28 protein-coding genes are annotated in these 26,234 nt (G+C 56.2%); 12 read left to right on the forward strand and 16 right to left on the reverse strand.

Annotated elements, in window-relative coordinates; genetic code table 11:
• Window positions 1-32 precede the first annotated feature (32 nt).
• The gene (locus WJU22_RS13335; protein WP_341843727.1) at window positions 33-1,982 is read left to right on the forward strand and encodes an LTA synthase family protein; all 1,950 of its coding nucleotides are present in this window, start codon (window positions 33-35) and stop codon (window positions 1,980-1,982) included.
• Window positions 1,983-2,062: 80 nt separating this feature from the next.
• On the opposite strand, the gene WJU22_RS13340 is transcribed toward WJU22_RS13335, so the two are convergent.
• Window positions 2,063-2,263, reverse strand: a complete 201-nt coding sequence (locus WJU22_RS13340; RefSeq protein ID WP_341843728.1) for a hypothetical protein — start codon at window positions 2,261-2,263, stop codon at window positions 2,063-2,065.
• Between the two features lie 74 nt (window positions 2,264-2,337).
• A complete protein-coding gene (locus WJU22_RS13345) occupies window positions 2,338-3,561 on the reverse strand; it encodes a YaiO family outer membrane beta-barrel protein (RefSeq protein ID WP_341843729.1) in 1,224 nt (407 codons plus the stop codon).
• A gap of 100 nt (window positions 3,562-3,661) precedes the next feature.
• On the opposite strand from WJU22_RS13345, the gene WJU22_RS13350 reads away from it, so the two are divergent.
• From WJU22_RS13350 to WJU22_RS13370, 5 genes are all read left to right on the forward strand, one after another.
• The gene (locus WJU22_RS13350) at window positions 3,662-4,021 is read left to right on the forward strand and encodes a response regulator (RefSeq protein ID WP_341843730.1); all 360 of its coding nucleotides are present in this window, start codon (window positions 3,662-3,664) and stop codon (window positions 4,019-4,021) included.
• A 17-nt stretch (window positions 4,022-4,038) separates the two neighbouring features.
• Window positions 4,039-5,118, forward strand: a complete 1,080-nt coding sequence (locus WJU22_RS13355) for a HEAT repeat domain-containing protein (protein WP_341843731.1) — start codon at window positions 4,039-4,041, stop codon at window positions 5,116-5,118.
• Window positions 5,115-6,551: a glycosyltransferase gene (locus tag WJU22_RS13360; RefSeq protein WP_341843732.1), complete on the forward strand. Its 1,437-nt coding sequence runs from the start codon at window positions 5,115-5,117 to the stop codon at window positions 6,549-6,551. Before WJU22_RS13355 ends, WJU22_RS13360 begins: the two co-directional genes overlap by 4 nt.
• 89 nt (window positions 6,552-6,640) lie before the next feature.
• The gene (locus WJU22_RS13365) at window positions 6,641-7,858 is read left to right on the forward strand and encodes a PAS domain-containing sensor histidine kinase (protein ID WP_341843733.1); all 1,218 of its coding nucleotides are present in this window, start codon (window positions 6,641-6,643) and stop codon (window positions 7,856-7,858) included.
• Window positions 7,855-8,913, forward strand: coding sequence for a response regulator (locus tag WJU22_RS13370; protein ID WP_341843734.1), 1,059 nt, complete (start codon window positions 7,855-7,857; stop codon window positions 8,911-8,913). The genes WJU22_RS13365 and WJU22_RS13370 overlap by 4 nt, the downstream gene beginning before the upstream one ends.
• On the opposite strand, the gene WJU22_RS13375 is transcribed toward WJU22_RS13370, so the two are convergent.
• The 3 genes from WJU22_RS13375 to WJU22_RS13385 form a co-directional block, all read right to left on the reverse strand.
• Window positions 8,870-9,229 (reverse strand): hypothetical protein, encoded by a 360-nt coding sequence (locus WJU22_RS13375; protein WP_341843735.1) that lies wholly within the window; start codon window positions 9,227-9,229, stop codon window positions 8,870-8,872. The genes WJU22_RS13370 and WJU22_RS13375 overlap by 44 nt on opposite strands.
• 2 nt (window positions 9,230-9,231) lie before the next feature.
• On the reverse strand, window positions 9,232-10,053 hold the full coding sequence (locus WJU22_RS13380) for a universal stress protein (protein WP_341843736.1): 822 nt from the start codon (window positions 10,051-10,053) through the stop codon (window positions 9,232-9,234).
• Between the two features lie 152 nt (window positions 10,054-10,205).
• Window positions 10,206-11,207, reverse strand: coding sequence for a glycoside hydrolase family 43 protein (locus WJU22_RS13385; RefSeq protein ID WP_341843737.1), 1,002 nt, complete (start codon window positions 11,205-11,207; stop codon window positions 10,206-10,208).
• Between the two features lie 68 nt (window positions 11,208-11,275).
• Here WJU22_RS13385 and WJU22_RS13390 point away from each other — a divergent pair, with 68 nt between their 5' ends.
• Entirely contained in the window at window positions 11,276-12,025 is a 750-nt protein-coding gene (locus WJU22_RS13390) for an SDR family oxidoreductase (RefSeq protein ID WP_341843738.1), read from the forward strand.
• On the opposite strand, the gene WJU22_RS13395 is transcribed toward WJU22_RS13390, so the two are convergent.
• On the reverse strand, window positions 12,026-12,460 hold the full coding sequence (locus WJU22_RS13395) for a hypothetical protein (RefSeq protein ID WP_341843739.1): 435 nt from the start codon (window positions 12,458-12,460) through the stop codon (window positions 12,026-12,028). It lies immediately after the preceding gene.
• A 63-nt stretch (window positions 12,461-12,523) separates the two neighbouring features.
• The gene (locus tag WJU22_RS13400; protein ID WP_341843740.1) at window positions 12,524-13,762 is read right to left on the reverse strand and encodes a HAMP domain-containing sensor histidine kinase; all 1,239 of its coding nucleotides are present in this window, start codon (window positions 13,760-13,762) and stop codon (window positions 12,524-12,526) included.
• A gap of 166 nt (window positions 13,763-13,928) precedes the next feature.
• Here WJU22_RS13400 and WJU22_RS13405 point away from each other — a divergent pair, with 166 nt between their 5' ends.
• Window positions 13,929-14,783, forward strand: coding sequence for a tetratricopeptide repeat protein (locus WJU22_RS13405; RefSeq protein ID WP_341843741.1), 855 nt, complete (start codon window positions 13,929-13,931; stop codon window positions 14,781-14,783).
• Window positions 14,784-14,996: 213 nt separating this feature from the next.
• On the opposite strand, the gene WJU22_RS13410 is transcribed toward WJU22_RS13405, so the two are convergent.
• The 3 genes from WJU22_RS13410 to WJU22_RS13420 are packed head-to-tail and all read right to left on the reverse strand — an operon-like array spanning window position 14,997 to window position 17,015.
• Complete coding sequence (locus tag WJU22_RS13410) at window positions 14,997-15,722, reverse strand: LytTR family DNA-binding domain-containing protein (RefSeq protein WP_341843742.1); 726 nt, start codon at window positions 15,720-15,722, stop codon at window positions 14,997-14,999.
• A complete protein-coding gene (locus tag WJU22_RS13415; protein ID WP_341843743.1) occupies window positions 15,719-16,807 on the reverse strand; it encodes a sensor histidine kinase in 1,089 nt (362 codons plus the stop codon). Before WJU22_RS13415 ends, WJU22_RS13410 begins: the two co-directional genes overlap by 4 nt.
• Before the next feature lie 58 nt (window positions 16,808-16,865).
• Window positions 16,866-17,015: a hypothetical protein gene (locus WJU22_RS13420; protein WP_341843744.1), complete on the reverse strand. Its 150-nt coding sequence runs from the start codon at window positions 17,013-17,015 to the stop codon at window positions 16,866-16,868.
• Between the two features lie 13 nt (window positions 17,016-17,028).
• Between WJU22_RS13420 and WJU22_RS13425 the strand changes: the two genes are divergently transcribed.
• Window positions 17,029-17,388: a nuclear transport factor 2 family protein gene (locus tag WJU22_RS13425; RefSeq protein ID WP_341843745.1), complete on the forward strand. Its 360-nt coding sequence runs from the start codon at window positions 17,029-17,031 to the stop codon at window positions 17,386-17,388.
• 13 nt (window positions 17,389-17,401) lie between these two features.
• Here WJU22_RS13425 and WJU22_RS13430 read toward each other — a convergent pair whose 3' ends face one another.
• Window positions 17,402-18,208: a hypothetical protein gene (locus WJU22_RS13430; RefSeq protein ID WP_341843746.1), complete on the reverse strand. Its 807-nt coding sequence runs from the start codon at window positions 18,206-18,208 to the stop codon at window positions 17,402-17,404.
• Window positions 18,209-18,277: 69 nt separating this feature from the next.
• Between WJU22_RS13430 and rpiA the strand changes: the two genes are divergently transcribed.
• The gene (rpiA, locus tag WJU22_RS13435) at window positions 18,278-18,949 is read left to right on the forward strand and encodes a ribose-5-phosphate isomerase RpiA (RefSeq protein WP_341843747.1); all 672 of its coding nucleotides are present in this window, start codon (window positions 18,278-18,280) and stop codon (window positions 18,947-18,949) included.
• 28 nt (window positions 18,950-18,977) lie between these two features.
• On the forward strand, window positions 18,978-19,880 hold the full coding sequence (locus tag WJU22_RS13440) for a hypothetical protein (protein WP_341838696.1): 903 nt from the start codon (window positions 18,978-18,980) through the stop codon (window positions 19,878-19,880).
• Between the two features lie 119 nt (window positions 19,881-19,999).
• Here WJU22_RS13440 and WJU22_RS13445 read toward each other — a convergent pair whose 3' ends face one another.
• The 5 genes from WJU22_RS13445 to WJU22_RS13465 all read right to left on the reverse strand — a co-directional run bounded on the left by WJU22_RS13445 (window position 20,000) and on the right by WJU22_RS13465 (window position 25,771).
• Complete coding sequence (locus WJU22_RS13445) at window positions 20,000-20,713, reverse strand: 2OG-Fe(II) oxygenase (protein WP_341838697.1); 714 nt, start codon at window positions 20,711-20,713, stop codon at window positions 20,000-20,002.
• 27 nt (window positions 20,714-20,740) lie between these two features.
• A complete protein-coding gene (locus tag WJU22_RS13450; RefSeq protein WP_341838698.1) occupies window positions 20,741-21,580 on the reverse strand; it encodes a methylated-DNA--[protein]-cysteine S-methyltransferase in 840 nt (279 codons plus the stop codon).
• Between the two features lie 74 nt (window positions 21,581-21,654).
• Window positions 21,655-22,251, reverse strand: coding sequence for an alpha-ketoglutarate-dependent dioxygenase AlkB (locus WJU22_RS13455; RefSeq protein ID WP_341838699.1), 597 nt, complete (start codon window positions 22,249-22,251; stop codon window positions 21,655-21,657).
• Window positions 22,227-22,568, reverse strand: a complete 342-nt coding sequence (locus tag WJU22_RS13460; RefSeq protein ID WP_341838700.1) for an Ada metal-binding domain-containing protein — start codon at window positions 22,566-22,568, stop codon at window positions 22,227-22,229. The genes WJU22_RS13455 and WJU22_RS13460 overlap by 25 nt, the downstream gene beginning before the upstream one ends.
• 41 nt (window positions 22,569-22,609) lie before the next feature.
• Window positions 22,610-25,771 (reverse strand): TonB-dependent receptor, encoded by a 3,162-nt coding sequence (locus WJU22_RS13465; protein WP_341838701.1) that lies wholly within the window; start codon window positions 25,769-25,771, stop codon window positions 22,610-22,612.
• Between the two features lie 128 nt (window positions 25,772-25,899).
• Here WJU22_RS13465 and WJU22_RS13470 point away from each other — a divergent pair, with 128 nt between their 5' ends.
• Window positions 25,900-26,124 (forward strand): DUF2905 domain-containing protein, encoded by a 225-nt coding sequence (locus WJU22_RS13470; protein WP_341838702.1) that lies wholly within the window; start codon window positions 25,900-25,902, stop codon window positions 26,122-26,124.
• Window positions 26,125-26,234 lie beyond the last annotated feature (110 nt).

Consider the following 26,234-nt stretch of genomic DNA (forward strand, 5'->3'; position numbering starts at 1 on the left):
AGTGGATACCTGCATTTAACAGGTTTCTGCTATTGTCTTTATTACTATTCCTGTTGATATTGGTGCTCCGCGCCATCGATCTTTTCATGATCGGAACGTTCCCGGTACCGTTGGGGACGATCATCGGCCGGGCGCTCTGGGCGGATGTGCTCACGTTCCTGTCTGTCATCCGCTGGATCGTACTGCCGTTCCTGTTACTGTATATGCTGGTAAGCCCCCGCGCCGGCAACGCTTTTTACATTTCACTGATCGTCCTGTATGTGTTGGTCAGCTTTTCCCTGAACCTGTATTTCCACCAAACGAGCGTGCCTTTGGGCGCCGACCTGTTCGGGTATAATATGCACGACATCAAGCAGACCGTGGGTGCCGCGGCCGGCTCCGTGCCAACGGCCACGCTGGTGGGCCTCGGCGTAGCCGTGGTCGTGTCTGCCGTGGCGATCGTGCTGTTCGTGAGGGGCCGCATCCGGGGCGACCGGCGCGGGTTCTGGTTCGTGCTGGCCTGTATATTGCTTTTCTGGATACCGATTTCACGGTCGCTCACCCGCAGCGGGTTGCGGTCGGAATATGCAGGGAACATCGTCCTCAATAAAACCGGTTTCTTCCTCGCCAAATCGGCCGATTACTTTTTCCCGAGCGATGCCGCTTATGGCGCTGCGGGGGAGGATTTGAAGGGCGATCCGCTGTTTACGTATAAATATCTGCAGCCGGACGCGTTCCCTTTCCTGCACGCGCAGCCGGCGGGGAACAACCTCCAGCCGTACTTCCGTGCCGATTCGGTGAAGCCCAATGTGGTGATCATTCTGGTGGAAGGGTTGGGACGTGCCTTTTCGGGCGACAACGCTTACCTGGGGAGTTTTACGCCGTTCCTCGATTCCCTCGGGCGGGGGAGCCTTTATTTCGAAAACCTGCTTTCCGGCGGCGGACGAACGTTCGCCGTATTGCCCACCATGCTGGGATCGCTGCCGTTCGGCAAAAACGGTTTCGCGGAAATGGCGCCCGAACTGCCCAATTCCCTCACGCTCATGAACCTTGCCCGGCATAACGGCTATGGCGCCAGGTTTCTCTATGCGGGAGACGCCAGTTTCGATAAAATGGACCTTTTCGTCCGCAACCAGGGCGTGGATTCCATTATCGATAAATCCTCGTTCGGCGATGGGTACCGCCTGCTGCCGGCCAACAGCGGCGGGTTTACCTGGGGTTACGGCGACGATGAGCTGTTCCGCAAATACTTCGACGCCACGCCCGATTCCGGTGCGCCGCGGCTGGATATCATGCTGACCGTTTCCACGCACTCGCCGTTCAAAATCCCCGACCAGGCGCGGTATAACGCCATGGCGGAGCAACGGATCAAATCATTTAAATTGTCCGCGGAAGAAACTGCTGCGCACATGCAGTACCTGAACGTGTATGCGTCGGTGATGTATATGGACGCGTCTGTACGGGGCTTCTTCCGTCAGCTGCAATCCAGGAAGGATTACGCGAACACGATCGTGCTCATCACGGGCGACCACCGCTTGCCCGAGATCCCCATGCGCTCGAAGATCGACCGGTATCATACGCTGCTGATCGTGCATTCGCCGCTGCTGGCCCAGCATACCCGGTTCTCGTCCGTTTCTTCGCATTTCGACGTGGCGCCTTCCTTTACGCGGTTGCTCGCCGGCCAGTACGGCTGGGACATTCCGCAGGAAGCCACCTGGGTGGGCACGGGCCTCGATACGGCGCGCGCTTTCCGCAACGTGCATCATTATCCGCTCATGCAAACGAAAAACGACGTGGCCGATTATGTGGCCGGACCGTACTTCATGAATTCCGGATCGCTGTACCGCATCCTCCCGAATATGGACCTCGAGCCGGAAGACGACGAAGATACCGCCGGGAAACTGGAAGCCGGGTTTGCCACATACCGCAAACGGAACGACCGTATGGTACAAACCCGCCAACTACTGCCGGATTCGCTCTATAGCCGGTATGTGCGGAAGTGATGTTAATCCCGTTCGACTTAAAAAAAGAAGGTGCTTCCAACGAGGCACCTTCTTTTTTTATAGGTTCGGACTCCTGCTGGTTAGTCGTTCAGTCTGAGGTAAGTTTTCGCAGCAGCATAATCGGCCCAGTTTACCCTGTCAGCCGACTTTGCAGCGCCATTGCCGGGAAAGATCATGTACCGGAATTGCTGGTACTTTTTGCCGTTGGCGGTTACGGTGCTGAGGTCTGCATTGGAATACAGCTGAATTACCTGGGTGTACGCCGAAAACTCGACGAACAAACCGGATTGCGCATCCAATATGCAAAAGGCCGCCCCGAATGGATGGGACGGCCTTTTGCTTATGTTTTATGTGGTTAGAAGCGGCGCATGAGGCTCACGCCCAGGTTGATCTGGTTGCCGTAGGTGCTGGGCCGGAATTCTTCGTAATACCAGGTGCCGTAAAGGCCGATGATGTTCTGGCGGAGGAAGGTTTTCTGCCAACCCAGGTTCAACTTGTACGACATCAGGCTGTTATTGATCTCGTAGTTGATGTTGTTGCGCCGGTCGTCGGGCGAAATCCCCGTACCGATGCCGAAGAGCCAGAAATCGTCTGCCCCTGCGGTATAATACCGGGCGTTGAGGTTGAAGGATTTGGACAGGTTGTCTTCGCCCGGCGTGAGGTACGTCCGGAAGTTGAACCACCAGCTGCGCCAATATTTACCCAGCGATGCCGTGTACACCCAGGTGGAACTGCTGAAATACAGGTACCGGAAGCCCAGTTCCGCTTCGAAGCTCTTCGGCAGGTTGGCGTAGAGGGAGAAGCCTGCACGGTATTTCGGGAAGATGGAACTGTTGGAGTAACCGGCGCCAACGTAAGAATAAAACGTGTTGGAGAAGCGGGGATAGGCTTCCACTTCGCCCTGCACGCCGTCGTCGCCAAACTTCTTTGCGTAATTGACCCGTGCAAAAACCGACCCGATAGGGGTTTGGCGGCCGTAAGCGAGGCTCAGCATATGCCAGGGATCATCGAACCTTTTGTCGAAATAAGTGTAATCGTAGCTGAGGTCGAGCTTGTTTTTCCGCACCTGGTCGCGGATACCGCTGAGGAGCGACCGGGCGGCGGCGTTATTGGGATTGATGGTCAATACTTTATTTGCGTATATGGCGGCTTCCTGCAGGTTTTTCTGGAACCCCAGCACGCGGGCTTTGCGTAGCAGCAATTCCTCGGACTGGGGATGGTACTCCAGTCCTTTGTTGATGTGCTGCATGGCTTCTGCGGGACGGTCGTTCCAGTATTCCAGGTCGGCAATGGCCACGTAGGCGTCTTCATATTCGGGCTTACGCTGGAGGATATACTGGAACTCGGCGCGGGCGCTGTCGGTTTTGTCGCTCCAGGTGTAGATACGGCCGAGGAAAACGCGGATATCGGCGTAGTCGGGGCTTTTGGCGAGGGCCTGCCGGCAAAGACGGATCGCTTCTGGATAATCTTTCCGGTCGAACGCGGCCTTCCGGGCCAGCTGGAAAAGCTCATCGGAATCCTGCGCCAACGCAACAATCGATATCATGGCGGCGATAACGGTCAGAAGGATATGCCTCATATTTGTCGGTGTTCGGTTTTTATTGCCTGATAAAGATATAACTTCTTCCAGACCAGCGAAATATTATCTATTTTTGTACTCGTGTTAACACGTATACTCCATGAAGATTTTAATTGCGGAAGATGATAACCTCATCCGGAAAACCATCGAGATAAAACTGGCAAAAGACGGTTATGAAATCATATCCTGTTCGGAGGGCAACCAGGCGCTGGAAAGCATCCGCTCCGAAAAGCCCGACATCGTGCTCACGGATATCATGCTGCCGTCCGTTTCCGGTCTCGAAATCGTAAGTGCCATCAAGCAGGAAGGGAACCCCATCAAGGTGATCGTACTGTCGACCATGGGGCAGGAAAATATCGTGGAAGAAGCCTTCCGCCTCGGCGCCGACGATTATATGACCAAGCCTTTCAGCCTGACGGAATTATCGATCCGCGTGAAAAAACTGATTCAGTCCCGTTAAAAATTAAACCGAACATCTTGCTGGAACCGAGCACCATACCCGAGGCAACCCTGTATGCATATACGGTCCTGTTCGCGGCGATCATGATCATCGTCCTGTTAATGACCGCCGCCGTGCTCCGCCGCCGCCGTATACGGTACCGGACGGAAAAACGCGTGCAGGAATATTTCGATCAGTGGCTGGGAGACCTTCTTCTGGGAGAAATCAACGAAAACAGCCATATCGAAATACCGGAAGAACTGCTCGACCGCCCCCATAACCGCCTCGCGCGCGAGTTCGCCATCAATCAGCTCATCAATACCAAAAAGAACCTCATCGGCCAGGCTGCCCGTAACGTTATACAGCTGTACCGGCTGTTAGGGCTGCGGAAAACTTCGTGGGACAAATTCACCAGTCCGCTCTGGTACCGCAAGGCCCGCGGCATTTACGAGCTGTACATGATGGAGCAGCGCGACACCGGCGGCGCCATCGGCAAACATACCAACCATCGCAACGCATACGTGCGCGCCGAAGCCCAGACCGCCTTGCTGGCGTTCGAAGGGTTCGAAGGGCTCCGGTTCCTCGGGGGCCTCACCCAGCCCATGAACAACTGGCAGCAGCTCAAGCTGCTCGAACAGCTGCACGCCCTCGACCCCGGGAACTTCGAAGGCCTGCCGCAGTGGCTCGGTTCGGCGAACGACAGCGTGGTGATCTTTGCGCTGAAGCTCGCCGAGATCTACCAGCAGCTCCAGGTCAGGGAAGAAGCCACCCGCTGCCTGCAGCATCCCAATTCCCATGTACGCGAACAGGCCGTGAAAACGCTGGTACATATCGGCGACGAAGAAGCCGGCAAACTGCTCGCCGAACAATACCCGACGGAAACGGAGCACAACCGCAAAGTGATCCTGGAAGGCCTCGAACATGTGGCTACAGACGCGCAGCGCGGGTTTCTCGAAACCACGCTGGCCAGCGACGACCCCGCCGTTCAACTCCAATCGGCCCGCATCATTTCCCGCTGCCTGAAAGGCGGGGAAGCCATCATCGCCGCCAAAGCCCTGGCCCAGCCGGAACCCTACCGGCAAATATTGCTTCACATTCAAAGCAACCCTGCACGATGAAAATACTGGCCGATATCCTCGTTTACCTGCTGGTGACCGGCATCTTCGTATATTCCGTCACCCTCATCATCTCGTACATCGTCATCGGCATCAATTCCGTGAACGAAACGCGGGAATACCTGCATAAAAACGAAGCCACCGATTACCGCCTCCTGGCCGCATCACCGCATGCGCCCACTGTGAGCATCCTGGCGCCGGCATACAACGAAGGCGCAACCATCGTGGATAACGTGCGGTCGCTGCTGTCGCTGTATTACAACAAACTCGAACTGGTCGTCATCAACGACGGGTCGAAAGACGATAGCCTGCAAAAGCTTATCGACGCGTACCAGCTGGAAAAAGTGGATTTCTTCGTCAACTACCGCATCCCGACGAAAGAAGTGCGGGCCGTGTACAAAACGAAACACCCGGCCTACAACAAGCTCGTGGTGGTGGATAAAGTGAACGGGGGGAAGGCGGATGCGCTGAACGTGGGCATCAATATCGCAACCAACGATTATATCGTTTGCATCGACGCCGATTGTATCCTGGAGCACGACGCAATTCTCAAAATGGTGAAACCGTTCCTGGAAGAAGGGGAGAAGAAAGTGATCGCGTCGGGCGGGGTGATCCGCATCGCGAATTCCTGCGAGATCACCAATGGCCGCCTCACGCGTGTGCATCTCCCCGACAATTACTGGGCCCGTATGCAGGCGCTGGAATACATCCGCGCGTTTTTGCTGGGGCGCATGGCCTGGGCGCGGCTGGATGGGCTGCTGCTCATTTCCGGGGCATTCGGCGCGTTCGACAAGGAGATCGCTATCCGCTGCGGCGGTTATAATACCAATACGGTTGGGGAAGACATGGAACTGGTGGTAAGAATGCGGCGATATATGCATGAGCAGGACGTACCGTATAAAGTGACCTATATCCCTGATCCGCTCTGCTGGACGGAAGCCCCCGAGACCGGGACCATCCTCACCCGCCAGCGCAACCGCTGGACGCGGGGCACCATCGAAACGCTGCGTTTTCACAAGAAAATATTCCTGAACCCGCGGTACGATCTGCTGGGGGCATTGAGCTATCCCTACTGGCTGCTGTTCGAAATGCTGGCGCCGCTCATCGAGTTCACGGGGTTCGTGGTGTTTTTGTTCCTGGCTTTCTTCGGGCTCATCAACTGGCACATGTTCTTCGCGTTTTTGTTGTTCATCGTGTCTTTCGGGTACCTCAACAGCGTTTTTGCCATTTACATGGAAGTATATACCTATAACCAGTACCGCCGCCGCAAAGAGATCCTCAAACTGGTGCTGGCGGCGCTGACGGAGCCGTTCATATTCCATCCGTTCGTAGTATGGGCGGGCGTTCGCGGGTATTTCGATTTCTTCCGCAAGTCGAAGAACTGGGGCGAAATGACGCGCCGCGGTTTCGGCAAGGCACAGCCGAAAAACGGTTGATCCCAATTTTCATGTACCCTTTATTCCGCCCCGCCGGATTAATATCGTAAATTCGTTCCGCAATATTCAGTCATAACGCGCCAAAACAAATGAATAACGCAGATTTCGGATTCGACGTATTATTCAAATATGCGACACTTGGTATACTGGTGGCCGATACAGCCGGTAATATCGTAATGTCCAACCCTTTCCTGCTCCGGCAGTTCGGATACACGGCCGAAGAGCTGGAAGGCCAGAAGGTGGAAAAACTCATTCCCGACCGCTACGCCGGCCGTCACGAAAGCCATCGCGACCGTTTCAGCCATCATCCCCATAACCGGCCCATGGGCATGGGAATGGATCTTTTCGCGCGGCGGAAAGACGGGACAGAATTCCCGGTGGAAATCAGTCTCGGTGTTTATGAAGCGCCCAACGGTCGCCTGGTGGTGGCCTTCGTGAGCGACATATCCCTGCGCAAACAGTCGGAAGACGCGCTGCGCGAATTGAACGCGGAACTGGAACAAAAGGTGGCGGATCGTACGGAATCGTTGTCGAAGCTCGTGAAGCAGATGGAAATGCAGATGAAGGAGATAGAGCGGAAAGACAATGAATTACGGATGGCCCTGCAGAAGGAAAAGGATTTGAACGAACTGAAGAGCCGCTTCGTTTCCATGGCTTCCCACGAATTCAGGACGCCCCTCAGCACCGTACTTTCCTCATCCTACCTCATTTCCCGCTATACGGCGGGAGAAGAGCAGCCGCAGCGCGAGAAGCACATCCAGCGGATCGTTTCCTCCGTCAACCTCCTGACCGATATTCTCAATGATTTCCTCAGCGTAGGCAAGATCGAGGAAGGAAGGATCCATGTGCGGCCGGCCACGGTAAACGTGGAATCCATCATCGGCGCCACCGTACAGGAACTCTTCGAGCTTAACAAAAAAGATCAGCGCATTTCGTACGTGCATACCGGTGACCCGGAAGCGCTTCTCGATCCGGCGTTGCTCAAACATATCATCCTCAACCTGTTGTCTAACGCCATCAAATTCTCGCCGGAAAGCAGCGCTATCGGCGTATCTTCCGAACGGGAAGGGCAGCAACTGGTGATCCGCGTGGCCGACCAGGGCCGCGGCATCAGCGAAGACGACCAGGCGCACCTTTTCGAACGCTTCTTCCGTGGCAACAACGTGTCAGATATTCAGGGCACCGGCCTCGGACTGCATATCGTAGCCAAGTATACCGAACTGATGGATGGCAACATCCAATGCCGCAGCGAAGTAGGAAACGGCACCGAATTTATTCTGACTTTTCAAATCCCGCCCAACACATGAGCACGATTCTCCTGATCGAAGACAATGCCGACATCCGCGAAAATACCGCGGAAATCCTCACCATGGCCAATTACAAGGTGCTGACCGCAGCCGATGGCATGCAAGGCGTGCAGATGACTTTCGAGCATCACCCGGATCTGATCATTTGCGATATTTCCATGCCCGTGCTCGACGGCTACGGCGTGCTGCACATGCTGCACAAACGCAACGCCCTCCAGCATACGCCCTTCATCTTCCTCACCGCCCGTACCGAAAGAACGGACATGCGCAAAGGCATGGAAATGGGGGCCGATGATTTCATCACCAAGCCCTTCGACGCCATGGAGCTTCTCCAGGCCATCGAAATCCGCCTGCAGAAAGCCAGTAAGCTGAAGGAAGACATCGCCCAGGGCCCCGGCGCCATTTCGGCGCTGCTGTCCGCAACCGGCGGCGGCGACCAGCTGGAGGCGCTGAAGAACGAGCGCAATACGCAGCTGTTCAAAAAGAAACAGGCCGTGTATTCCGAAGGGAAACACGCCACCAACCTGTTTTACATCGTCAAAGGAAAAATCAAGGCCAGCAAACGGCATGATAACGGGAAAGAGCTCATCACCGGTCTTTACAACGAAGGCGATTATTTCGGGTATACACCGCTGCTGAGTGGCGGATTGTACCAGGACAGCGCCGAAGCGATGGAAGACGCGGAGATCGCCATGATCCCGAAAGCGGATTTCGAAGCGCTCATGAACGGGAACCCCGCCGTACAGCGCCGCCTCATCCAGATGCTGGCCAACAACATGGCCGAAAAGGAAGAACAGCTGCTGGGCATCGCTTACAACTCCCTGCGCCGCAAAGTGGCCGACGCGTTGCTGGCACTCGATAAAAAATACAATGCGGCCGGTAGCATGCAGTTCAGCATCGACATCAGCCGCGATAACCTGGCCGCCGTTGCCGGCGTGGCCAAGGAATCCCTCATCCGGACGCTGGGAGATTTCCGCGACGAAAAGCTCATCAGCATCCGGGAGGGCGAAATTATCCTGGAAGACCGTAAGAAGCTGGCGCGCCTCCTGAATTAGGGAGGTCTGCGCACTGCATCCGCAGGTGCCCGATTTCTTCTTTCATTTTGCCCAGGTCGGATTCCAGTCCTTCCCGCTGCAACAAATACGATTTACCATCTGAATGCTTCTGGTACAGCATCACCAGGTCGTGGTGCATGAGTGCGAGGGCCTGGTCGTTCTGCAGGAACTGCTGCTGCAGGGATTCCGCACGCTCCAGGAACTGGCGCGACGAATCCAGCTGCAAAGCCTCCATCAGCCGTTGTTTCAGCAGGATGTTCTCCTGTTTGAGGAACTCCAGCATCCGCAATAATTCAGATTTCTTCTCCCGGCTCATTTTTACTTGTTATGTGCGATGAATAAGGCGCAGGGTACCGCTTTCATAAGCAGGTCGGCCATGCTGGCCTTGAACCAGCGGCTCACGGTGCTACGCTGATAGGCGCCGAGCACCACGAGGGTTTTGCTGTCTGCCTTCAGCAGGTGATCGAGGATGGCGTTTTCCGCATCGCCCTGCAATACTTCGTATGCGGCGTTGGGGTTGTGCCTTTTCATGAACTCCTTCATCAGCTGGTTTTCCGGAACATGGTGGTTATCGTCTCCCCGAACGGTGATCACCGTGGCCGGCAGTTTGTTCGTTTCCGGCAGGATGGCGGAGAACATTTTGATGGCGAAAACGGAAGACGGCGCCCCGTCGTACAGCATCACCGTTTTTTCCACCGGCTGCCATTTCAGGGGCGAGATTAGCACGGGGCATTGCACTTCCGACAGCAGGTCGCGGATGAAGCGGGTGGGCGCGGCTTCGGGTAAACGGGTGAAAGTTTCGTCGGCGCCGATGATCAGCAGATCGGCGTATATGCTTTCCCGTAGGAGGTCGGGCAGGGCGAACGATTTATCGCGGCGGACGGTGAAATTGACGCCACCGGCCTGGCAGGCGGTTTCGAATTCTTTGACCGCATTGTCCCGGATCTGTTTATCCTTGGCCATCCGTGCTTCGAGGTCGTTGGTTTCCATGGCGGTAGCGATAGAAAAGCTGTTGTGGGTGAAATCGTCGAGGAAAACGCCGACGAGGTGGGCTTTTTCCCGGGCGGTGACAGCTATGGCCGTTTGCATACTGGATTCCGAAAGTTTAAGGCCGTCGAGGGCAACAATGATCTTTTTCATGCTATAAAATTCAGTTAAAGTGGGTGAAGGAGGAATGATGACGGTCAACGGAGCCGTTGATCGTGGTCGGGGCGGATCAGGCGGGCGTAAAATGGCCGCGCCCCCGCCTTTCTTACAACAAAAAGCGGGGGCGCGGGTTCGGGGGCGGTATGTTATTTGTCGTAATGGACGGGCGGCAATTTCGTAGCGGGAACGCCTTCGCGGGTGATGATCACGGGTTTGATAAGGCCGTTTTCGTCGAATTCCAGTTTTTCGATGCAGGTTTCCCGGGAATTGGCGTGTGTTTCACCGATGGGGCGGCGGTGATAGACGATGAAGTATTTTTCCGTTCCGGGAACATGAATGACGGAATGATGACCCGCGCCCCTTGCGATGGCGGGGTCCTGGTCCAGTATTTTCCCGATCCGGCGGAACGGGCCAGCCGGGGAATCGGCGATGGCGTATGCCACGCTGTAGTCGGGGCCCGTCCAGCCGCCTTCCGACCACATGAAGTAATATTTCCCGTTTTTGATGAACATGAACGGCCCTTCCACATATTTTTCCGGCGTGATCTCGCGGAAAACCGTCCCGTCTTCGAACGGTTCGAATCCCGTAAAATCATCTTTCAGCCGCGCGATGTTGCAATGGCGCCAGCCGCCGTAAATAAGATAATGTTTCCCGTCTTTGTCGCGGAAAACGAACTGGTCGATGGGCTGGGCGCCGTTATGGAACTTGTCTACGAGCGGTTTGCCGAGATGGTCGCGGTAGGGGCCTTCGGGCCTGTCGGCCACCGCCACCCCGATGCCGCCATATTCCTGGTCGTTCTGAATATCGTTGGCCCCGAAAAACAGCCAGTATTTCCCATGGTGCTGGATCACGGACGGCGCCCACATGGCGCGTTTCGCCCATTTGACGGCCGCGGTGTCGAGAATATGGGCGTGTTTTTTCCATTTCACGAGGTCGGCCGAGGAAAAGGCGTCGAAGAACACCTGTTTTTCGTACGGGGCGGAGAAAGTGGGGAATATCCAATAGTTCCGGCCGTAGATGATGGCTTCCGGGTCGGCGTACCAGCCCGGGAAAACGGGGTTGCCGGACATTTTCCGTTTGGATTTTTGCTGTGCGGAGGCGGGGAGGAATGCCGCAGCGGCGCAGCAGAGGAGGATCAGGCGCTTCATATCCGAAATATAGAAAAAACAATCGGGGCTTCCGCTTGTTAAGAATAAGCAACAAAAAAACTACTGTTATGGGTAAACTGGATAAGAAGGTGGTATTTATCACCGGCGGCAATTCCGGGATCGGGTTCGCCTGTGCGCAGGCCGCTGCAAGGGAAGGCGCTACCGTCGTGATCGCGGACCTCGAAAAAGTGGATCACGGGCCCGCCATTCAAAAGCTGAAAGACCTCGGCGCCGAGGCTTCCTTCGTCCCCATCGACGTATCCGATTTCGAAAGCGTGAAAAAAGCCGTGGCCGCCACCGTCGAAAAATACGGCCGGCTAGACGTGGCGCTCAACAACGCCGGCATCGGCGCGCCCTACGCCGGGATCCACGAAACCGACGAGAAAGTCTGGCAGCGGATCATCGACATCAATCTTTCCGGCCAGTTCTACTGCGTCAAATACGAGCTGCAGCAATTCCTCAAACAGGGCGGCGGTGTGATCGTGAACCTCGCGTCGCTGGCAGGGCTCGTGGCCGAACCGGGCCTGGTACCCTACACCGCCGCGAAACACGGCGTGCTGGGCATTACCAAGAATGTGGCGGTGCAATACGGCGCACAAAACATCCGTTGCAACGCCATCTGCCCGTATTACATCGAAACCCCGCTGCTGAAAGACCTGAACGTCGACGTCCGCGAAAAGTGGGAAGAAAGGACGCCCATCCACCGCCTCGGCAAGCCCGAAGAAATCGCCGGCGCGTTCATCTTCTTCGCGTCAGACGATTCGTCGTATTGCAATGGCAGCATCCTGCCGATAGACGGCGGTGTGCTGGCGGGCTGATCATTTTTCCGCGAAATAATTGTGAATAAAGGAGAACCCCGATATCTCGAATTCCCCGGCGCCCTTGGCTACCAGGAAAAGGTCGTGGATGCCGAAGGCGTGCCGTAACTGGCCGGTGAGCTTCACGTTGAAAGTGGTATCTGCCGTGTCGGGGATGCGGATGGAACCGAGTTTTTTGCTGCGCTTGCCGTTAGGCCTGTCTATCCGGAATTCCAGCCTGGGAGCGGATTTCCCTTTCAGGTTGCTGCTGATCACCACTTCGAACCCGATTTCCCCCATGCTCAGGTTCACCTGCCTGAACCCGAGGTACGAGCCCGGCTTCATCATGTACTTCGTTGTATCCGACGCCGGCGTGCGCAACACACCCTGACCGCTTGCCCGCATTGACAAGCAGCACAGCAGGGCCGCCGTTACGAGGATCGCAAGTGGTTTCATAGGTATGGTTCGATCTCGGGTTTTTTCTTCCCGGCAAATTACATAAAATATTAGAATAAAATATTATGAATCAATTTTTACCGGCTGTGGTTTGCCGGCGGGGAGCACGAGCGTGAACTGCGTTCCCTGGCTGGGAGCGCTCTGCCCGTTCAGATGGCCTTTGTTCTGGGCGGTGAATTCCTGGCAAAGCAGCAAACCCAGCCCGCTGCCGCGTTCGCCCTTGGTGCCGTAGCCGGGCGCGGATTTGAAAGTGAAGAGCTGTGGAATTTTTTCGGGTGCGATTCCGGTGCCCTGGTCGTGCACGCGGAAAGTAACCTGGCCTTCGACGTTGATGGCGGACATGCGGATTTCCCCGCCGGGATAGCTGAATTTTACGGCATTGGAAAGGAGGTTGCGGAGGATGACAGACACCTGGTCGCGGTCGGCATACACCCAGCAATCGGCCGGCACGTCTACCCGGAGATGGATTTCCTTTTCCCGGATGGCGTTTTCGAACAGCGCCACGATTTCCTCGGTGAGGATGGCCAGGGAAGCGTGGACCGGTTTCACGCGGATGCCTTTCATCTGGCCCATGCTCCAGCGCAGCATATTGTCCATCGTACCGGCCAGGCGGTTCACTTTTTTGTACAGCTCGTCGGCCGCGTCTTTCATGTCTGCTTCGGGGTATTCGCCCTTGCGGAACATGTCCAGCAACATTTCCAGCGTGGCCAGCGGCCCGCGGATGTCGTGCGCGATGATGCTGAACAGTTTTTCCTTGTCGCGGTTCAGCGCCACCAGCGCCTGGCGCTGCACTTCCTTCTCTTCCTCGTAATCGTCGTGCACCCGCTTGAAGTAGGAGAGGGCCATGATGATGAAAGAGAGTCCCCAGGCCACGTTGAAGATGATCCGGTCGTGCGGGACGGGCCTTTCGGGGATAAAATTGATCCAGGAAAAGCGGACCGCGAGAAAGGAGGCGATCATCACGAAGGAAAGCGACATGATGAGCCATTTGTTGTCGTACACCAGTACGGTCACGATGAGAATGTTCAGGAGGAAATATTCCACCCCGTTCCGGTAGATAAGGGCGGTAACGGTGTAAATGATGATGCTGGAAATGATGATGAAGAGCCTGGCGCTGAGGTACCGTTGTTTCCAGGTGAGGATAACGGTGCCCACGCTGCATGCCACGTTCAGGCAATTGAAGAGCGACAGGAGGTACCGCTCCTGGATGCAGTTGGTGATCGCGAAAAATACCAGTCCGGGGATCCAGGGTACGGTCAGCAGGTTGAGGAGCCGCGTGCGGCGTGCCTCAATGAACGGCATATCCGGTGTGATGCCTATGTTGAGCAGTCGGAATAGGAATGATCTGGCCGATAATTCGGAAAATGGCATGGTGCAAAGATAAAAAACCTTCGGCTTCGTGGTAGCCCCCTGAACACCATCGCTTTACGGTTGAAAAACGTATTTTTGCCGTTCAAAATCCTAATATATGGCTGCCAGGTTCTATTCCCGCGATCAGTTTTTTCAGCGAATGCCCCAGGAAATCGTGCTGGCGGCAGACGTTTACCGGCGTATGCTCGAAAATGGCTGGAAAGAATTCGCCCTGGCGGAATTTGAGATTTATTTCGTGTCGGACGACCGCCAGAAGCTGGAAAAGCTGGGATATTTCCTGCAAGACGTTTACAAAATGAAAGTGGCGGGCACGCGGCAGTCGGGCGGCGGGATTATCGAAATGGGGTGCCTTACCGCCCCGGTCCCCGTGAGCGAGGAAAATCTCCTGTATTTCGTGATGGATATGTGCCTCAAGGGTTTTGAGCACGATTGCCGGATGGACGGCTATTCCACGGCCCCCGCGCCCGCGGAGCTGCAATATCCCGACGAAGCGCCCGAAAAACTGGCGGAAATCTTCGACCGGGGGCTGGCTTCCTACGCCAACCGCAACTTCAGCGACTGCGCCATCCAGTTTACTTCCGCCATCCGCATCTTCCCCGAAAACCCCAACGCCTGGTATTCCCGCGCCATCGCCAAAGACGAACTGCTCCTCAACGCCAAAGCCCGGGAAGATTACGACGAAGCCCTGCGGCTGTCTCCCTCGTTCAAGGAAGCCTGGATCAACCGGGCCGTCAATAAAGACGAAGCGGGCGATTACGCCGGCGCGCTGGCGGATTACGACCAGGCCATCCTCCTGGATGCCCTCAATCCTGCCGTTTATTTCAACCGGGGCAACACCAAACAACGCCTGGGCGACCAGGCCGGCGCCTGCCGCGACTGGACCAAAGCCCGCGACCTCGGCGGCGATTATGCCGAAGAAAGCCTCCGGGCGTATTGCGGGCAGCAACAATAATTTCCCGTTAAATCCTGATCCTGTTCCGCCAGGGCTGCACCCTGCTGCGGGGCTCCCTGCCGAGGAAAGCGTACAACTGCCGGAGCCAGTACCTGAAACTGTGCATGGGATTGATTTTGCCGAAAGGTATGGCCACCCGGCGTAGCTTCCCGCGCAAGTCGACGAACGGCGTGGCAGGGCGACGAACAGCGTCATCTCCCGACGAACCGTTCCCTAGTAAATGAGCTTTTTCAGATTATCCACGTAATTGCGGCCGATGCTGAGCTCCGTCCCGTTTTCCATGACGAGGAACATCTTGCTGATATCGCGGTACACTTCGCGGATGTGGAGGATGTTGACGATGTGGGAGCGGTGGATGCGGATGAACTTCTCGGGATCGAGGCGCTTTTCGATGATGCCGATACCCTGGGAACTGAGGTAAGATTGGTCGTGGGTGTGGATTTGCGTGTAGTCTTTCTCCGCTTTGAGATAGATGATCTCGTCAATGGCGATGCTTTTGAGCCGGTTGCCTTTTTCAACGAGGATGCGTTTGGGGAAATTGACCGTTTGCGCTTCTGCGAGGAAGTGGAGGTTCTGGGCATGATCTGCCCGGTGGATGCGCTCCATCGCTTTGCTGAAACGCTCGCGGGTGTAGGGCTTGAGGAGATAGTCGAGCGCATTCATCTCGAACGCCTGCAACGCGAACTGGTCGTAGGCCGTCGTGAAAATGATGAGCGGGATATGGGTGATCTCTTCCAGCACCCGGAAGCCGTTCATGGCCGGCATCTGGATGTCGAGGAAAATGAGGTCGGGCTTCAGGGCGTTGATATCGCGCACGGCCTCCAGTCCATTGCGGCATTCGCCGGCCACTGCGATGTCCGGGAAATCCGCGAGGTACTGGCGGATGAGGAATCGGGATGCTTCTTCGTCGTCTATGATCAGGGCGGTTTTGCGGCTCATGAGGGTCGATTGGTATGTGTATAAAATATGAAACGGAGGCCAGATGGCTGGTTGCGATGGATGAGCAGGCTTTCGGAAAACAGGAGCTCCAGTCTTTGCCGGATGTTGCGCAGGCCCACGCCGGTGCTTCTCCCGATTTCCGACAGTTCTCCGCTGTAGCCTACGCCGGTGTCGCTGATCTCGATCCGCAGTTTGTCGGATTCCCGGGCGATGTCGATATGGATCTTCCCGCCATGGATGCTCGGCGCGATCCCGTGCCGGATGGCGTTCTCCACTACCGGTTGCAGCAGCATGGCGGGGATCATGACGTTTTCGGAGCCGTTCAGCGGACTGATGCTGAATTCCAGTCTTTCCCGGAAACGGCTGTGCTCCAGTTCCAGCATGGTGCGGACGTAGCGGATCTCCTCCTTCAGCGGTACCCATTCATGTTCCGTACAATATAACGAATACCGGAATGTATCCGCCAGCCGTGCGATCAGTTCGCGGGTAGGTTCCTGCTCGATGGGCACGCTGGCGCTGATGGAATTGAGCGTGTTGAAGAGGAAATGCGGCTGGATCTGCGCTTTGAGGGCGTTGATCTCGCTGCGGAACGCCGCGTCGGCCAGTTCCTTTTCCTTTTTCAGCTGCGCTTCCCGCTCCAGGAAAAAATTATATACGTGCAGCAGGCTGAAGCACTGCAGATAATATACGATAACGGGGAAAACCGACCGCAGAATGTAGATACCCTGCATGGGCGGCTGGCCCACCATGAAATTATAGAGCTGCGTCCCTCCCAGCCAGGCGCCCCAGAAAAGAGGGATGAGCATCAAATGGAGCCGGAACCGGAAGCGGAGCGGACGGTCGCGGAACTTCCGGAAAACCAGGTACCAGCAAGGCACGCTCACGATCAGCAGGATCACCGAATCCCAACAGATCATCCGCAGGTAAACAGCGTCTACCCGGCCCAGCAACACTTCCGGAATATACAGGACGAAATCCTGCAACACGAACAACAGGCAATAGCCCGCCATTTCGCCCCAGGTGATATTGCTGAATGCGCTCTTTTTCAGTGCTGCTGCTATTTTTCCCATAAAAGACTTACTCATAACCGTCCAAGTTGGCGGGAAGTTACGCCAAATTCAGGAGAGATTCCCGGCCGGGAGGTCATCCGAACACGTTGTTGAAACCTAAAGCAGTATTGCGTTTGGTGGATTTTTGCCGGCTGAAGTGTTGGATCTTTTCCGCGAAATGCAGGATGGTACGGCTGAAATTACGGCTGAAACGAAACCGGCCTGCCGTTTGTTGTGCTTTCATAAAACTATTCCATATGACTACCGCCCAAATCGCCTCCCGCCTCGAAACGCTCTGTCGCGCGGGAGATTTCCACACGGCCGTGGACGAACTGTTTGCCGACGACGCCCTGAGCATCGAGCCGGTTGAAACGCCTGATTTCCAGAAGGAAACGCGCGGCAAAGCCAATATCCAACAGAAAGGGGAAAAATTCGGCAACATGGTGGATACGATGCATGCGCTCACCATCCGCGATACCATTACCACCGGCGATGTTATTGCCATGGTCATGGGGATGGACGTGACCATGAAAGGCCGTCCCCGCGCCAATTTCGAAGAGCTGTGCGTGTACCAGGTGAAAGACGGGAAGATCGTTTCGGAGCAGTTCTTCATGTAGTTTGCCCGCGGCCTTAGTGCATCACCTGCACGAGGATCTTCCATCCCGCCGGCGTATGCCCCCAGATGCGGAGGTAATGCGCCTTCCGGCCTTCGTACACCGCGTCCCCGTACACCAAAGCAAGGTCTTTGGCAGCGGAAAGGAACGATCCCACAGGACGGAACTCCGGGGCCAGCGGCATCCGCTGGATCAGTTCACGGAAACTGTCCGGTTTTGATACAGGTACGTGGCGGTCGAGGTTCAGCCAGGAATGCTCGTTGAGCACATCGTCGTAAGCCGCTTTGCCGGATGCCTGGTATCGTTGCAGGAAGGCGTCTTCAGCCGATCGGGCGGTGGCTTGCGGATCGGGCGTGAGGGAGGCGGTGATGGGGTTGGGGGACGGATCGGCATACAACCTTTTGGGAAACCGGGTCCCGAAATCGATGAGGTATTTCCAGTCGCCGGAAGGGCGGCGCACCCAGAAAGTGGTGTATTGCCCGGCGAGGAGCAGCGTGTCCGCCCCGGGAAGTTTCATGTAGTACGGCCCGGTCGTAAACCCGGAAGCACCATCGCCCGAGGCGCCGGCGAATTGCGGCCCCCAAATGAGCTGGATGTCGCTTTCCGGCCGCTGGCGCCATTGTTCAAGGGCATTCTCGTACTGACCGCCGTCCATGGCGATGGCGGTGCTGTCGGTGAAAGCGAGAAAAGCCGATTTTACGCCATGTTGTACCGCATGCGCGGCGAAGCTCCGTTCGGCCCGGATAACGGAAGATGCGTCCTGTGCGGTGGCTCTCAACGACATAAAAACGAATACAAAAGCAGTCAGATAGGTATGTTGCATATAGGGTGGTTGATCAAACTACAGCAATCTACGAAATCCCGCAAACCGGGAAATGACGTAAATTCCGGAATGACTTCTCAACAGGATAACGATAAGAAACTCGCCGCTGAAATGGCGGTTTCGATGCTCCGAAACGGTATGACGGTCGGTTTGGGGACAGGTTCCACCGCCAGGTTCGCGCTGCATGCCATTGCGGAGCAACGATTGGAGATCAAAGGGGTGCCCACTTCCTGGCAAACCGCCGAACTGGCCCGGTCGCTCGGTATTCCGCTGGTGGATATCAACGATGTGCCGTATATCGATATCACGCTCGACGGGGCCGATGAGTTTACGCCATCCCTCGATCTCATCAAAGGCGGCGGGGCGGCGTTGCTGCACGAGAAAATCGTGGCGGTGCGGTCGCGCCAGCTGGTGATCATGACAGACGCTTCGAAACGGGTGGCGCAACTGGGCAAATTCCGCGTGCCGGTAGAAACGATCCCTTTCGCCGTGCGCTATGTGCAAGACCGGTTGGCCGCCATGGGCGCCAGCAGCAGCGTTCGCCACGGGGTATTGACGGACGAAGGCAATGCCGTGATAGATGCGGATTTCGGGCTGATAAACGATCCCGCGGCATTGGGCGCGCAGTTGAAAGCCATTACGGGGGTGGTGGAGCACGGGATTTTCGCGGGAATGGCGGCGCTGGTGCTCATGGGAGATAACGGCAGGGTGGAGCGATTTCCGCAAGTTTCGGGTGGCTGAACCAACCGGCTGCGTTAACTTTGCGGCCATGTCTGCCCGAACTTTCATCATTCCCGCTTCCGATCCTTTCAGTTTCGACGAATGCCTTTGGTTTTTGGACCGGGGGTTCGACGAATGTATGCATACCATCCTGCCCGCCCGCGTCAGGAAACTCGTGCCTTTGCCGGGAAACCCCGTGCTGGTGGACTTCCGCGCGCATCCGGAAGGCATCATGGCCGAGTTGCTGGAAGGCGATGTTAACCCGGGGACGGAAGCCACCTTGCGGGCGTACGTCCATGAATGGCTCGCGCCGCAGCAGGATATTCTTCCCTTTTACGACAAGCTCGCCCGTATCCCTGCGATGGCGTATATGCCCGAGGCGTTCAAGGGCCTTCGCCTGATCGGTATTCCCGATCTTTTCGAGGCGTTGGCCTGGAGCATCATCGGCCAGCAGATCAACCTTCCCTTTGCCTACCGGCTGAAACGCAGGATGGTGGAGCGTTGGGGCGAAAGTTACGATTTCGGGGGAACGGCGTATCACCTGTTCCCGGCGCCTTCCGTGATGGCACAGGCCGATCCGGCGGAGCTGCGTGCTATGCAATTCACCGGCCGGAAATCGGAATACATCATCGGCGTGGCCAAACAATTCGCCGAAGGCCATGTGAGCAAAGCCGCGCTGCTGGCGCTCCCGGGCCTGGAGGCGCGCCGCAGGGCGCTGACAGACCTGCGCGGCATCGGCATCTGGTCTGCCAACTACGCGCTCATGAAAAGCCTGCGCGATGCTACCTGCATTCCGCATGGCGATGCGGGACTGCTCAATGCGCTGTTATCCCATCAACTCATTTCCAGTAAATCCGATCAGGCCGCCATGGAAAAACTCTACCGCAAGTTCAAAGGCTGGGAAAGCTATATGGTGGCCTATTTGTGGAGGAGCCTCGCGGTCAAAAGCTGATATCAGGATATGCATATCTGTTATGGCTTTATTACAAGCCCATAACCGGTTATCGGCAGTAGCGTTTCCCATAACCAGAAACGGCTGTCCATTTCAAATGGACAGTCGTTCGTATCCCATCACGTAGCCGCATCGTGGAAGATAATCCCCAGCGTATGCCGGTGCCCCGAGCGGAGCGCGCTCACGCCGTGTTTCATATGCGCGCGGTAGAACCCGCGGCTTCCTTTCAACGGCCTGAACTGCGTCGTGAATAAAAGAATATCGCCTTTGCCGGGTTGCAGCACGATGGCTTTCGATTGCGCGCGGGGCACCTGCTCCGTGAGCACGAATTCCCCGCCGGTGTAGTCTTTCCCGGCTTCGTCGAGGAAAAGGACGGCCTGGATGGGGAAGTATACATCGCCATACAAATCCTGGTGCAGGGTATTAAAACCACCTGTTTCGTATTGAAGGATCAGCACGGCCGGAAGCTCCTGGCCATTGGCGCGGCAGCGTTCCAGGAAGGCCGCATGTTCGCCGGGATACGAAATCCCCGTTTCCAACTGTTCCATCCATTTATTCGCCACCGGCGCGATCTGGGCGTACAACGTTTCCCGCAGCGACTGCAGCAACGGTGGCAACGGGTACCGGAAGTACTTGTATTCGCCCAGCCCGAAGCGGTAACGGGCCATCACAATGGTTTTCCGGTAAAAAGTAGATTCGTGGTAGGCGGAGGAGAGGGTTTGTGCGTCTTGTTGGGTGAGCGCCTGCGGGATGATGACATACCCGTTTTCCTGGAGCTGCCGGGCAATGAGCGGCCAGTCCCTCTGCAGGAGGGCGTTTGCGGTTGGATGCATGATACTGGTTTAATGTAAGGAAGGAATTCAGGAGACTTTCGCCGCTTCCCAGCCGATCATGGCGGATTTGCGGTTGCTGCCCCAGTGATACTGGCCCACGTCTCCGGAAGCGCGGATCACGCGGTGGCAGGGGATGAGGAAGGCTACGGGATTGGCCGCCACGGCGGTACCCACGGCTCTCGACGCGCCGGCATGGCCCGCCTGTTCCGCCAGTCCCGAATAAGTGACCAGCCCGCCCATCGGTACGTTCAGCAAGGTTTCCCAAACGCGGACCTGGAAAGGCGAACCTTTCAGGTGCAGCTTGATCTCGGGGAGCTTTTTCCAGTCCTGCCCGAAAATAAACAACGCGTTTTGCTGGTTCACGTCCACGAACTGGCGGTACGCGGCATTGGGGAATTTTTCCTGCAAATCGCGCAGGGCTTCGGCTTCGCCTGCATCGGCAAAAGCCATGTGGCAAACGCCCTTTTCGGTGGAGGCTACGATCAGCGGGCCGAACGGACTTTCCGCGAAGCTATAGTTGATCTGCAAACCCGCGCCGCCATTCCGGAATTCACCGGGCGTCATGCCTTCTATTTTGACGAAGAGATCGTGCAGGCGGCTGGTGCCGGACAGGCCGGTTTCGAAAGCCGCGTCCGACAGTGTATCTCCCTGGATGAGGCGGGCTTTGGCGTGGTCGAGACTGAGGTATTGCAGGAATTGTTTCGGGCTTACCCCGGCCCAATCCTGGAACATCCGCTGGAAGTGGAAAGGGGAGAGGTGCACATGTCCTGCGGCGGCTTCCAGGTCTGGCTGGTCTTTGAAATGCTGCCGGAGGAAGGCGATGGCCGAAGCGATCCTGTTAAAATCGATTTGTTGTTGCGTTTCCATGTTTCTCCATTTTATACCACAAAATTATCACGGCTTCACTTCCCCCGAAACCCGCTTCTTGCGCAATCCGGTTGCTATACGATGATACGAAAGGTAATGTTGATGCGCGGCTCCGTGATCCGCGCCGTTTTCGGGACGCCATGGTACCAGTTTTCCTGCGTGTGGCCGCGCATGAGCAGGAAGCTCCCGTGCGTCAGCACCACCTGTTGGCGCAGGGTTTTTTCTTTCGCGTGTTTAAGCTGGAAATACCTCGCCGCGCCGAAGCTCACGGAACCGATGACGGGCTGCGGGCCGAGGGAACGTTCGTTATCGCGGTGCCAGCCCATACTGTCGTTGCCGTTGCGGTAAAAATTGAGCAGCGCGCTGTTGAAAACCACGCCGGCCACGGGCTCGATCTTCGATTTGATGAACCGCAGCGCATCCGTCCAAGGCAGCGGCTGCATGGTGACGCCGGAGTAGGTGTACGCCTTTCCTTCGTTGCCGTACCAGGCCGTGAGGCGCGGCTGCATGACCTGGCGGCCCATGATAACGATGGGTTCCTGCTTCCAGGCGATGTTTTCCGTTAGCGCATGCAGTAGCCGGTCGCTTTCTTCCGGTCGGAAGAAGTGCGGGAACAGGCGCACGTCGCCGTCTTTTGGCAGGAGGTTTATATGTTGTTCGATGCTTTCCATTGTTTGTATTTGGCGGGGAGGCAATGGCCGCAGGGGCGGTACCCCTGCGCCAGGGCTTCTTCTTCACTGGCGAAAAACACCCGGTTCCGGTCCAGCATCCGTTTGCCGCTGGCGCAGTGCAAGGTGCCGTAAATCCGGCCTTTGCGGTATCCGCCGAAGGCGATCTTCCCGTTCCGGAACAATTCCCGGAACCGGGCGCTTCTTTCAGCGGCGGTGCTTCCCATGTGCAGGTGCTCGATCATGGGGCAATTTACGTTTTCCGCGGCAGCCGTCCAGCCCGATTCTTGCGGTTTGCCGTAAAAGAAAAGGACCGCCATGCGGCGGTCCCTCCGGGTTATTGCTGTTCTGTTCGGAATGACTAAAAGCTGTAGCGGGCGCCGAACTGCACCTGCCAGGGCGTGCCGCCGGGGCTTACCACGCCGGTGTTGGCGCCTACGCGGTATACCATTTCGTTCTTCGCTTTGTCGAAGCCGGTTGTGGTATAGATGTTCTGTTTGCCGAGGGATTTGTTGGTGCCCCAATCCTTGTTCAGCATGTTGGCGATATTGAAGCCGTCTACCGACAATTCGATGCCATGCCTTTTCGCGAAGCTGAATTTCTTGGCGATACGGAGGTCCCAGATGCCGAAGAAGCCGTTTTCGCCGCCATTGCGCTCTGCAACCTTACCCATGCTTTCACGGATGTAGGATTTCAGGCTGTTGCTGGCGTTGGCGTTGTTCAGGATGCCGTTGATACCGTCTTTGTATACCTGCGAAACGTTCGGGTCGTTTACGTTGAAGATGTAAGCCAGGTCGTTGGACGTTACGAAGTCGCCGTTCACGTTGCCGTTCACCGCCAGCGAGTAGCGGGTACCGCCAAGGCCGGAGTAGCGAACGCCTACGCTGAAGCCTTTCCAGGAAGGCAGGGTGCCATAGAACACTACTTTGTGGCGGAACTGGTTGTCGGAATACGTCATGTGGCTCAGGTCGCGCGGGTTGTCTTTCACCATGAGGCCGAGCGTTGCGGTATTGGCCACGTCGCCGTTGTAGGAGGTATTGTCTTTGGAATCGTTCCAGGTGTAGCTGCCGGTAATTTCACCGTCTTTCCAGTAACGCCAGGTGGCGTCGAGCACCACGGCGAACTGGTTCACCTTTCCGCCGCTGTTCAATTCCAGTACACGGCCCACGTTGGTGGTCTTGCGGCCCTTTTGCCAGTCCATGATCCCTTTGTCGGTAATGGTGGACGCGGGCACGTAAACACCGCGGCCGCCTTCGTTGGCGAGGGTGAAATAGGGATTGTCTACCATGTTGCGGTCCACGTACATATAGTTGTGGCGGGCGATAGTGGTGAAGAAGGTAATGCCGGCTTTGAGGCGGTCGGTGAAGAAGTGGTTATAGGAAATGTTCGCTTTGTACACCACGGGGATGCGGGCGTCTTTCCCGTTCATGTTGATAGTGCCGGTCCGGGGCAGGTTTTTCTCTGCGATGTAAGCTTCGCCCGGCGCGGTGTTCGGGTTCTTGCGGTAACCGATGAAGTCGGGAACGGGCAGCAGCGCCGGATCGTTTACGTCGATGGAAATCACTTTCGTGCCGTCGAACAGCTGGTTGTTGATCATCGCGTAGTTGTTGATGTCTGACCCGAAGATACCGGCGCCGAAACGCAGGTAATCGGTATGCTTGTCGGCGATGTCCCAGTTGAACTGGATACGCGGCTGGAGGATGAAGGAGTTCAGCCCGTTCTGCGTGTTCAGGCCCAGTTCGGTGGAAACGGTCTGGTTGAAGTTGGGCTTGTTCATGTAGGTGGTGTAATCCGCACGGAGACCGGCGATCATTTCCAGGCCTTTCGCCAGCTTAGTCTGCATTTGCGCGTACAGGCCGGCGTTGAGGACGTTCTGGTCCAGCGCAGGGTTGCCGCCGATGGCTACCTCACGGGCATAACGGTAAGGCGTGTTGTTATTGAACGCGTCCATCCCCCGATAATAAAACCGGCCGTTCATTTCACTGCCGTAAAGGGAGTTGAGATGGCTGTACATGATGTCTGTACCGAAAGTGAAATTCGCCTTGTCGGTGCTGAAATACACGTTATCCACGAGCTGGACGATGTTGTTGTAGAAATGCTCGGGAGAATAGCGCTGTCCGCCCAGCTGGATGTTCGTGTTCACGGTTTTGCCGTTCACGGTGGAAGTAATGTTTTCCACGATGGCGCGCGGGATGTTTTCGCGGGGCAGCTGTTTGTTGGGCACGCTTTCCTCGAAAGTATACAGGTGCTGGAGCTTCAGTTCGTTGGTCACTTTCGGGTTGAGCACCGTACGGAGGGTGGCAAGGAAGCTGTTGTTGTATACGTTGGCGTCGCCGTAAGACTCGAACATGTTGATGGTCGTGTTATCGTCGCGCCCCTGGAAGTTGCGGTCGTTGATGTAGTTGTTGCGGATGGTGAGGAGGTTTTTCTCGTTCAGTTGCCAGTCTACACGGGCGAAGATGGCGTCTGTCCCACGTTTTTTATCGAAGTTGCCGAACTGCGGGGAATTGGCGACGCCGTATTTGGTCCGCGCGATGTTCTGGAACTGGTCGAGGGTGTTTTGGGTGATGTTGAGGCGGACTTCATCTTCCGGGCTTTTGATTTCGGCGATGAGGAGCGGGCGGGCGTCTGCCTGGTGATCCCAGGTCACGAAGAAGTGCGCTTTATCCTTTACGATAGGGCCGCCCATGGCGAAGCCGTACTGGTACGTGGAGAATTCGCTGTTACGCTTGGCGCCGCGGATGTCGTAGCGGCTGGAAGCCCAGTCGGTACGGCCGAACATGAACGCGCTACCAGTGAATTCGTTGGTGCCGGATTTGGTTACGGTGCTGATGGTACCGCCGCCGCTGCGGCCGTAGGTGACGTCGTACTGGTTCGTTACCACCTTGAACTCGCGGATCGCTTCCATGGAAATGATGTAAGGCGCGCCGGTGCGGCTGTTGGAACCGCCGCCTGAGGTGGGGTTACGGGCCGAGGTACCGTCGATGGTGAAGTTCACGGAAGAGGCCAGCTGACCGGAGAGGTTGCTGCCGCGGCTGAGGGGCGACAGGTCTACCAGCGACGTGAAGTTCCTGCCGTTCACGGGCAGCTTCTGGATGTCGCGGGCGGTAACGGTAGTGGCGGCGCCGAAATTCTCGCGTTTGTTGCGCAGGGCGTTGCCGACCACTTTCACTTCGCCGATGTTGACGGTGGAGGATTTGAGGACGATGTTCTGGCGGAGCACGTCGCCCTGGTTGAGGAAGTTGCCGCCGGCGTCGTACGTGGCGTAGCCGACATAAGTCACGATGATGGAGTAGGGGCCGCCGAGGGGCAGCTCACGGAAGTTGTATTCCCCTTTGTTGTTGGTCACCGTTCGGGTGGTAAAGCCGGTTGAATTGTTCTTTACCATCACCGAGGCGCCGGGGATGAGTTGTTTGTTTTCGTCCGATACGACCCCGAAAATCGAGGCCTGCGTGGTTTGGGCGCGGAGCCCGGGCACGGCCAGACAGCTAAGGCAAAGCAAAAGAGAGAGGATGTGTTTCATGCAGCAAGCATTTTTATTCGAGGTGTAAAATTAAATAAGGTGTATAGTAATCCGATGTATTAACGCAAGGGTAACAGAAAGTTCATATTCAAGGTGATAAGCAACGGTTGGCTGCTTATATTTGGATAATGAACCCGCAACTTGGCAAACAACTCATCATGATCGGCCTGCTGATCGTTGCCCTTGGAATAATTCTGTATTTCTTCTCCGACAAACTGCGATGGTTCGGCAGGTTGCCCGGCGATATCCGGATAGAGAAGGAGAATGTGCGGTTTTACTTTCCTGTCACCAGCATGCTCATTGTCAGCCTGGTGATTTCATTGTTACTATATGGTTTTAGAAAATTGTTTTGAATGTTAGGCGTATGCTCATGTTCATTTAAACGTGGTCGTACAGTTTTTTCAGTTCATGGAATTAAATCGATTGTAAAGATAGGAGAATCCCCCATTCCGCAAAATGGATT

The sequence above is a fragment of the Chitinophaga caseinilytica genome, assembly GCF_038396765.1.
Lineage (GTDB): Bacteria > Bacteroidota > Bacteroidia > Chitinophagales > Chitinophagaceae > Chitinophaga > Chitinophaga caseinilytica.

Excerpts from the sequence above, each read along its gene's own strand:
- WJU22_RS13345 (WP_341843729.1), bottom strand. The coding sequence starts at position 3,561 with ATGAGGCATATCCTTCTGACCGTTATCGCCGCCATGATATCGATTGTT.
- WJU22_RS13350 (WP_341843730.1), top strand. The coding sequence starts at position 3,662 with ATGAAGATTTTAATTGCGGAAGATGATAACCTCATCCGGAAAACCATC.
- WJU22_RS13360 (WP_341843732.1), top strand. The coding sequence starts at position 5,115 with ATGAAAATACTGGCCGATATCCTCGTTTACCTGCTGGTGACCGGCATC.
- WJU22_RS13365 (WP_341843733.1), top strand. The coding sequence starts at position 6,641 with ATGAATAACGCAGATTTCGGATTCGACGTATTATTCAAATATGCGACA.
- WJU22_RS13370 (WP_341843734.1), top strand. The coding sequence starts at position 7,855 with ATGAGCACGATTCTCCTGATCGAAGACAATGCCGACATCCGCGAAAAT.
- WJU22_RS13375 (WP_341843735.1), bottom strand. The coding sequence starts at position 9,229 with ATGAGCCGGGAGAAGAAATCTGAATTATTGCGGATGCTGGAGTTCCTC.
- WJU22_RS13380 (WP_341843736.1), bottom strand. The coding sequence starts at position 10,053 with ATGAAAAAGATCATTGTTGCCCTCGACGGCCTTAAACTTTCGGAATCC.
- WJU22_RS13385 (WP_341843737.1), bottom strand. The coding sequence starts at position 11,207 with ATGAAGCGCCTGATCCTCCTCTGCTGCGCCGCTGCGGCATTCCTCCCC.
- WJU22_RS13390 (WP_341843738.1), top strand. The coding sequence starts at position 11,276 with ATGGGTAAACTGGATAAGAAGGTGGTATTTATCACCGGCGGCAATTCC.
- WJU22_RS13395 (WP_341843739.1), bottom strand. The coding sequence starts at position 12,460 with ATGAAACCACTTGCGATCCTCGTAACGGCGGCCCTGCTGTGCTGCTTG.
- WJU22_RS13400 (WP_341843740.1), bottom strand. The coding sequence starts at position 13,762 with ATGCCGTTCATTGAGGCACGCCGCACGCGGCTCCTCAACCTGCTGACC.
- WJU22_RS13405 (WP_341843741.1), top strand. The coding sequence starts at position 13,929 with ATGGCTGCCAGGTTCTATTCCCGCGATCAGTTTTTTCAGCGAATGCCC.
- WJU22_RS13410 (WP_341843742.1), bottom strand. The coding sequence starts at position 15,722 with ATGAGCCGCAAAACCGCCCTGATCATAGACGACGAAGAAGCATCCCGA.
- WJU22_RS13415 (WP_341843743.1), bottom strand. The coding sequence starts at position 16,807 with ATGAGTAAGTCTTTTATGGGAAAAATAGCAGCAGCACTGAAAAAGAGC.
- WJU22_RS13420 (WP_341843744.1), bottom strand. The coding sequence starts at position 17,015 with ATGAAAGCACAACAAACGGCAGGCCGGTTTCGTTTCAGCCGTAATTTC.
- WJU22_RS13425 (WP_341843745.1), top strand. The coding sequence starts at position 17,029 with ATGACTACCGCCCAAATCGCCTCCCGCCTCGAAACGCTCTGTCGCGCG.
- WJU22_RS13430 (WP_341843746.1), bottom strand. The coding sequence starts at position 18,208 with ATGCAACATACCTATCTGACTGCTTTTGTATTCGTTTTTATGTCGTTG.
- rpiA (WP_341843747.1), top strand. The coding sequence starts at position 18,278 with ATGACTTCTCAACAGGATAACGATAAGAAACTCGCCGCTGAAATGGCG.
- WJU22_RS13440 (WP_341838696.1), top strand. The coding sequence starts at position 18,978 with ATGTCTGCCCGAACTTTCATCATTCCCGCTTCCGATCCTTTCAGTTTC.
- WJU22_RS13445 (WP_341838697.1), bottom strand. The coding sequence starts at position 20,713 with ATGCATCCAACCGCAAACGCCCTCCTGCAGAGGGACTGGCCGCTCATT.
- WJU22_RS13450 (WP_341838698.1), bottom strand. The coding sequence starts at position 21,580 with ATGGAAACGCAACAACAAATCGATTTTAACAGGATCGCTTCGGCCATC.
- WJU22_RS13455 (WP_341838699.1), bottom strand. The coding sequence starts at position 22,251 with ATGGAAAGCATCGAACAACATATAAACCTCCTGCCAAAAGACGGCGAC.
- WJU22_RS13460 (WP_341838700.1), bottom strand. The coding sequence starts at position 22,568 with ATGGCGGTCCTTTTCTTTTACGGCAAACCGCAAGAATCGGGCTGGACG.
- WJU22_RS13465 (WP_341838701.1), bottom strand. The coding sequence starts at position 25,771 with ATGAAACACATCCTCTCTCTTTTGCTTTGCCTTAGCTGTCTGGCCGTG.
- WJU22_RS13470 (WP_341838702.1), top strand. The coding sequence starts at position 25,900 with ATGAACCCGCAACTTGGCAAACAACTCATCATGATCGGCCTGCTGATC.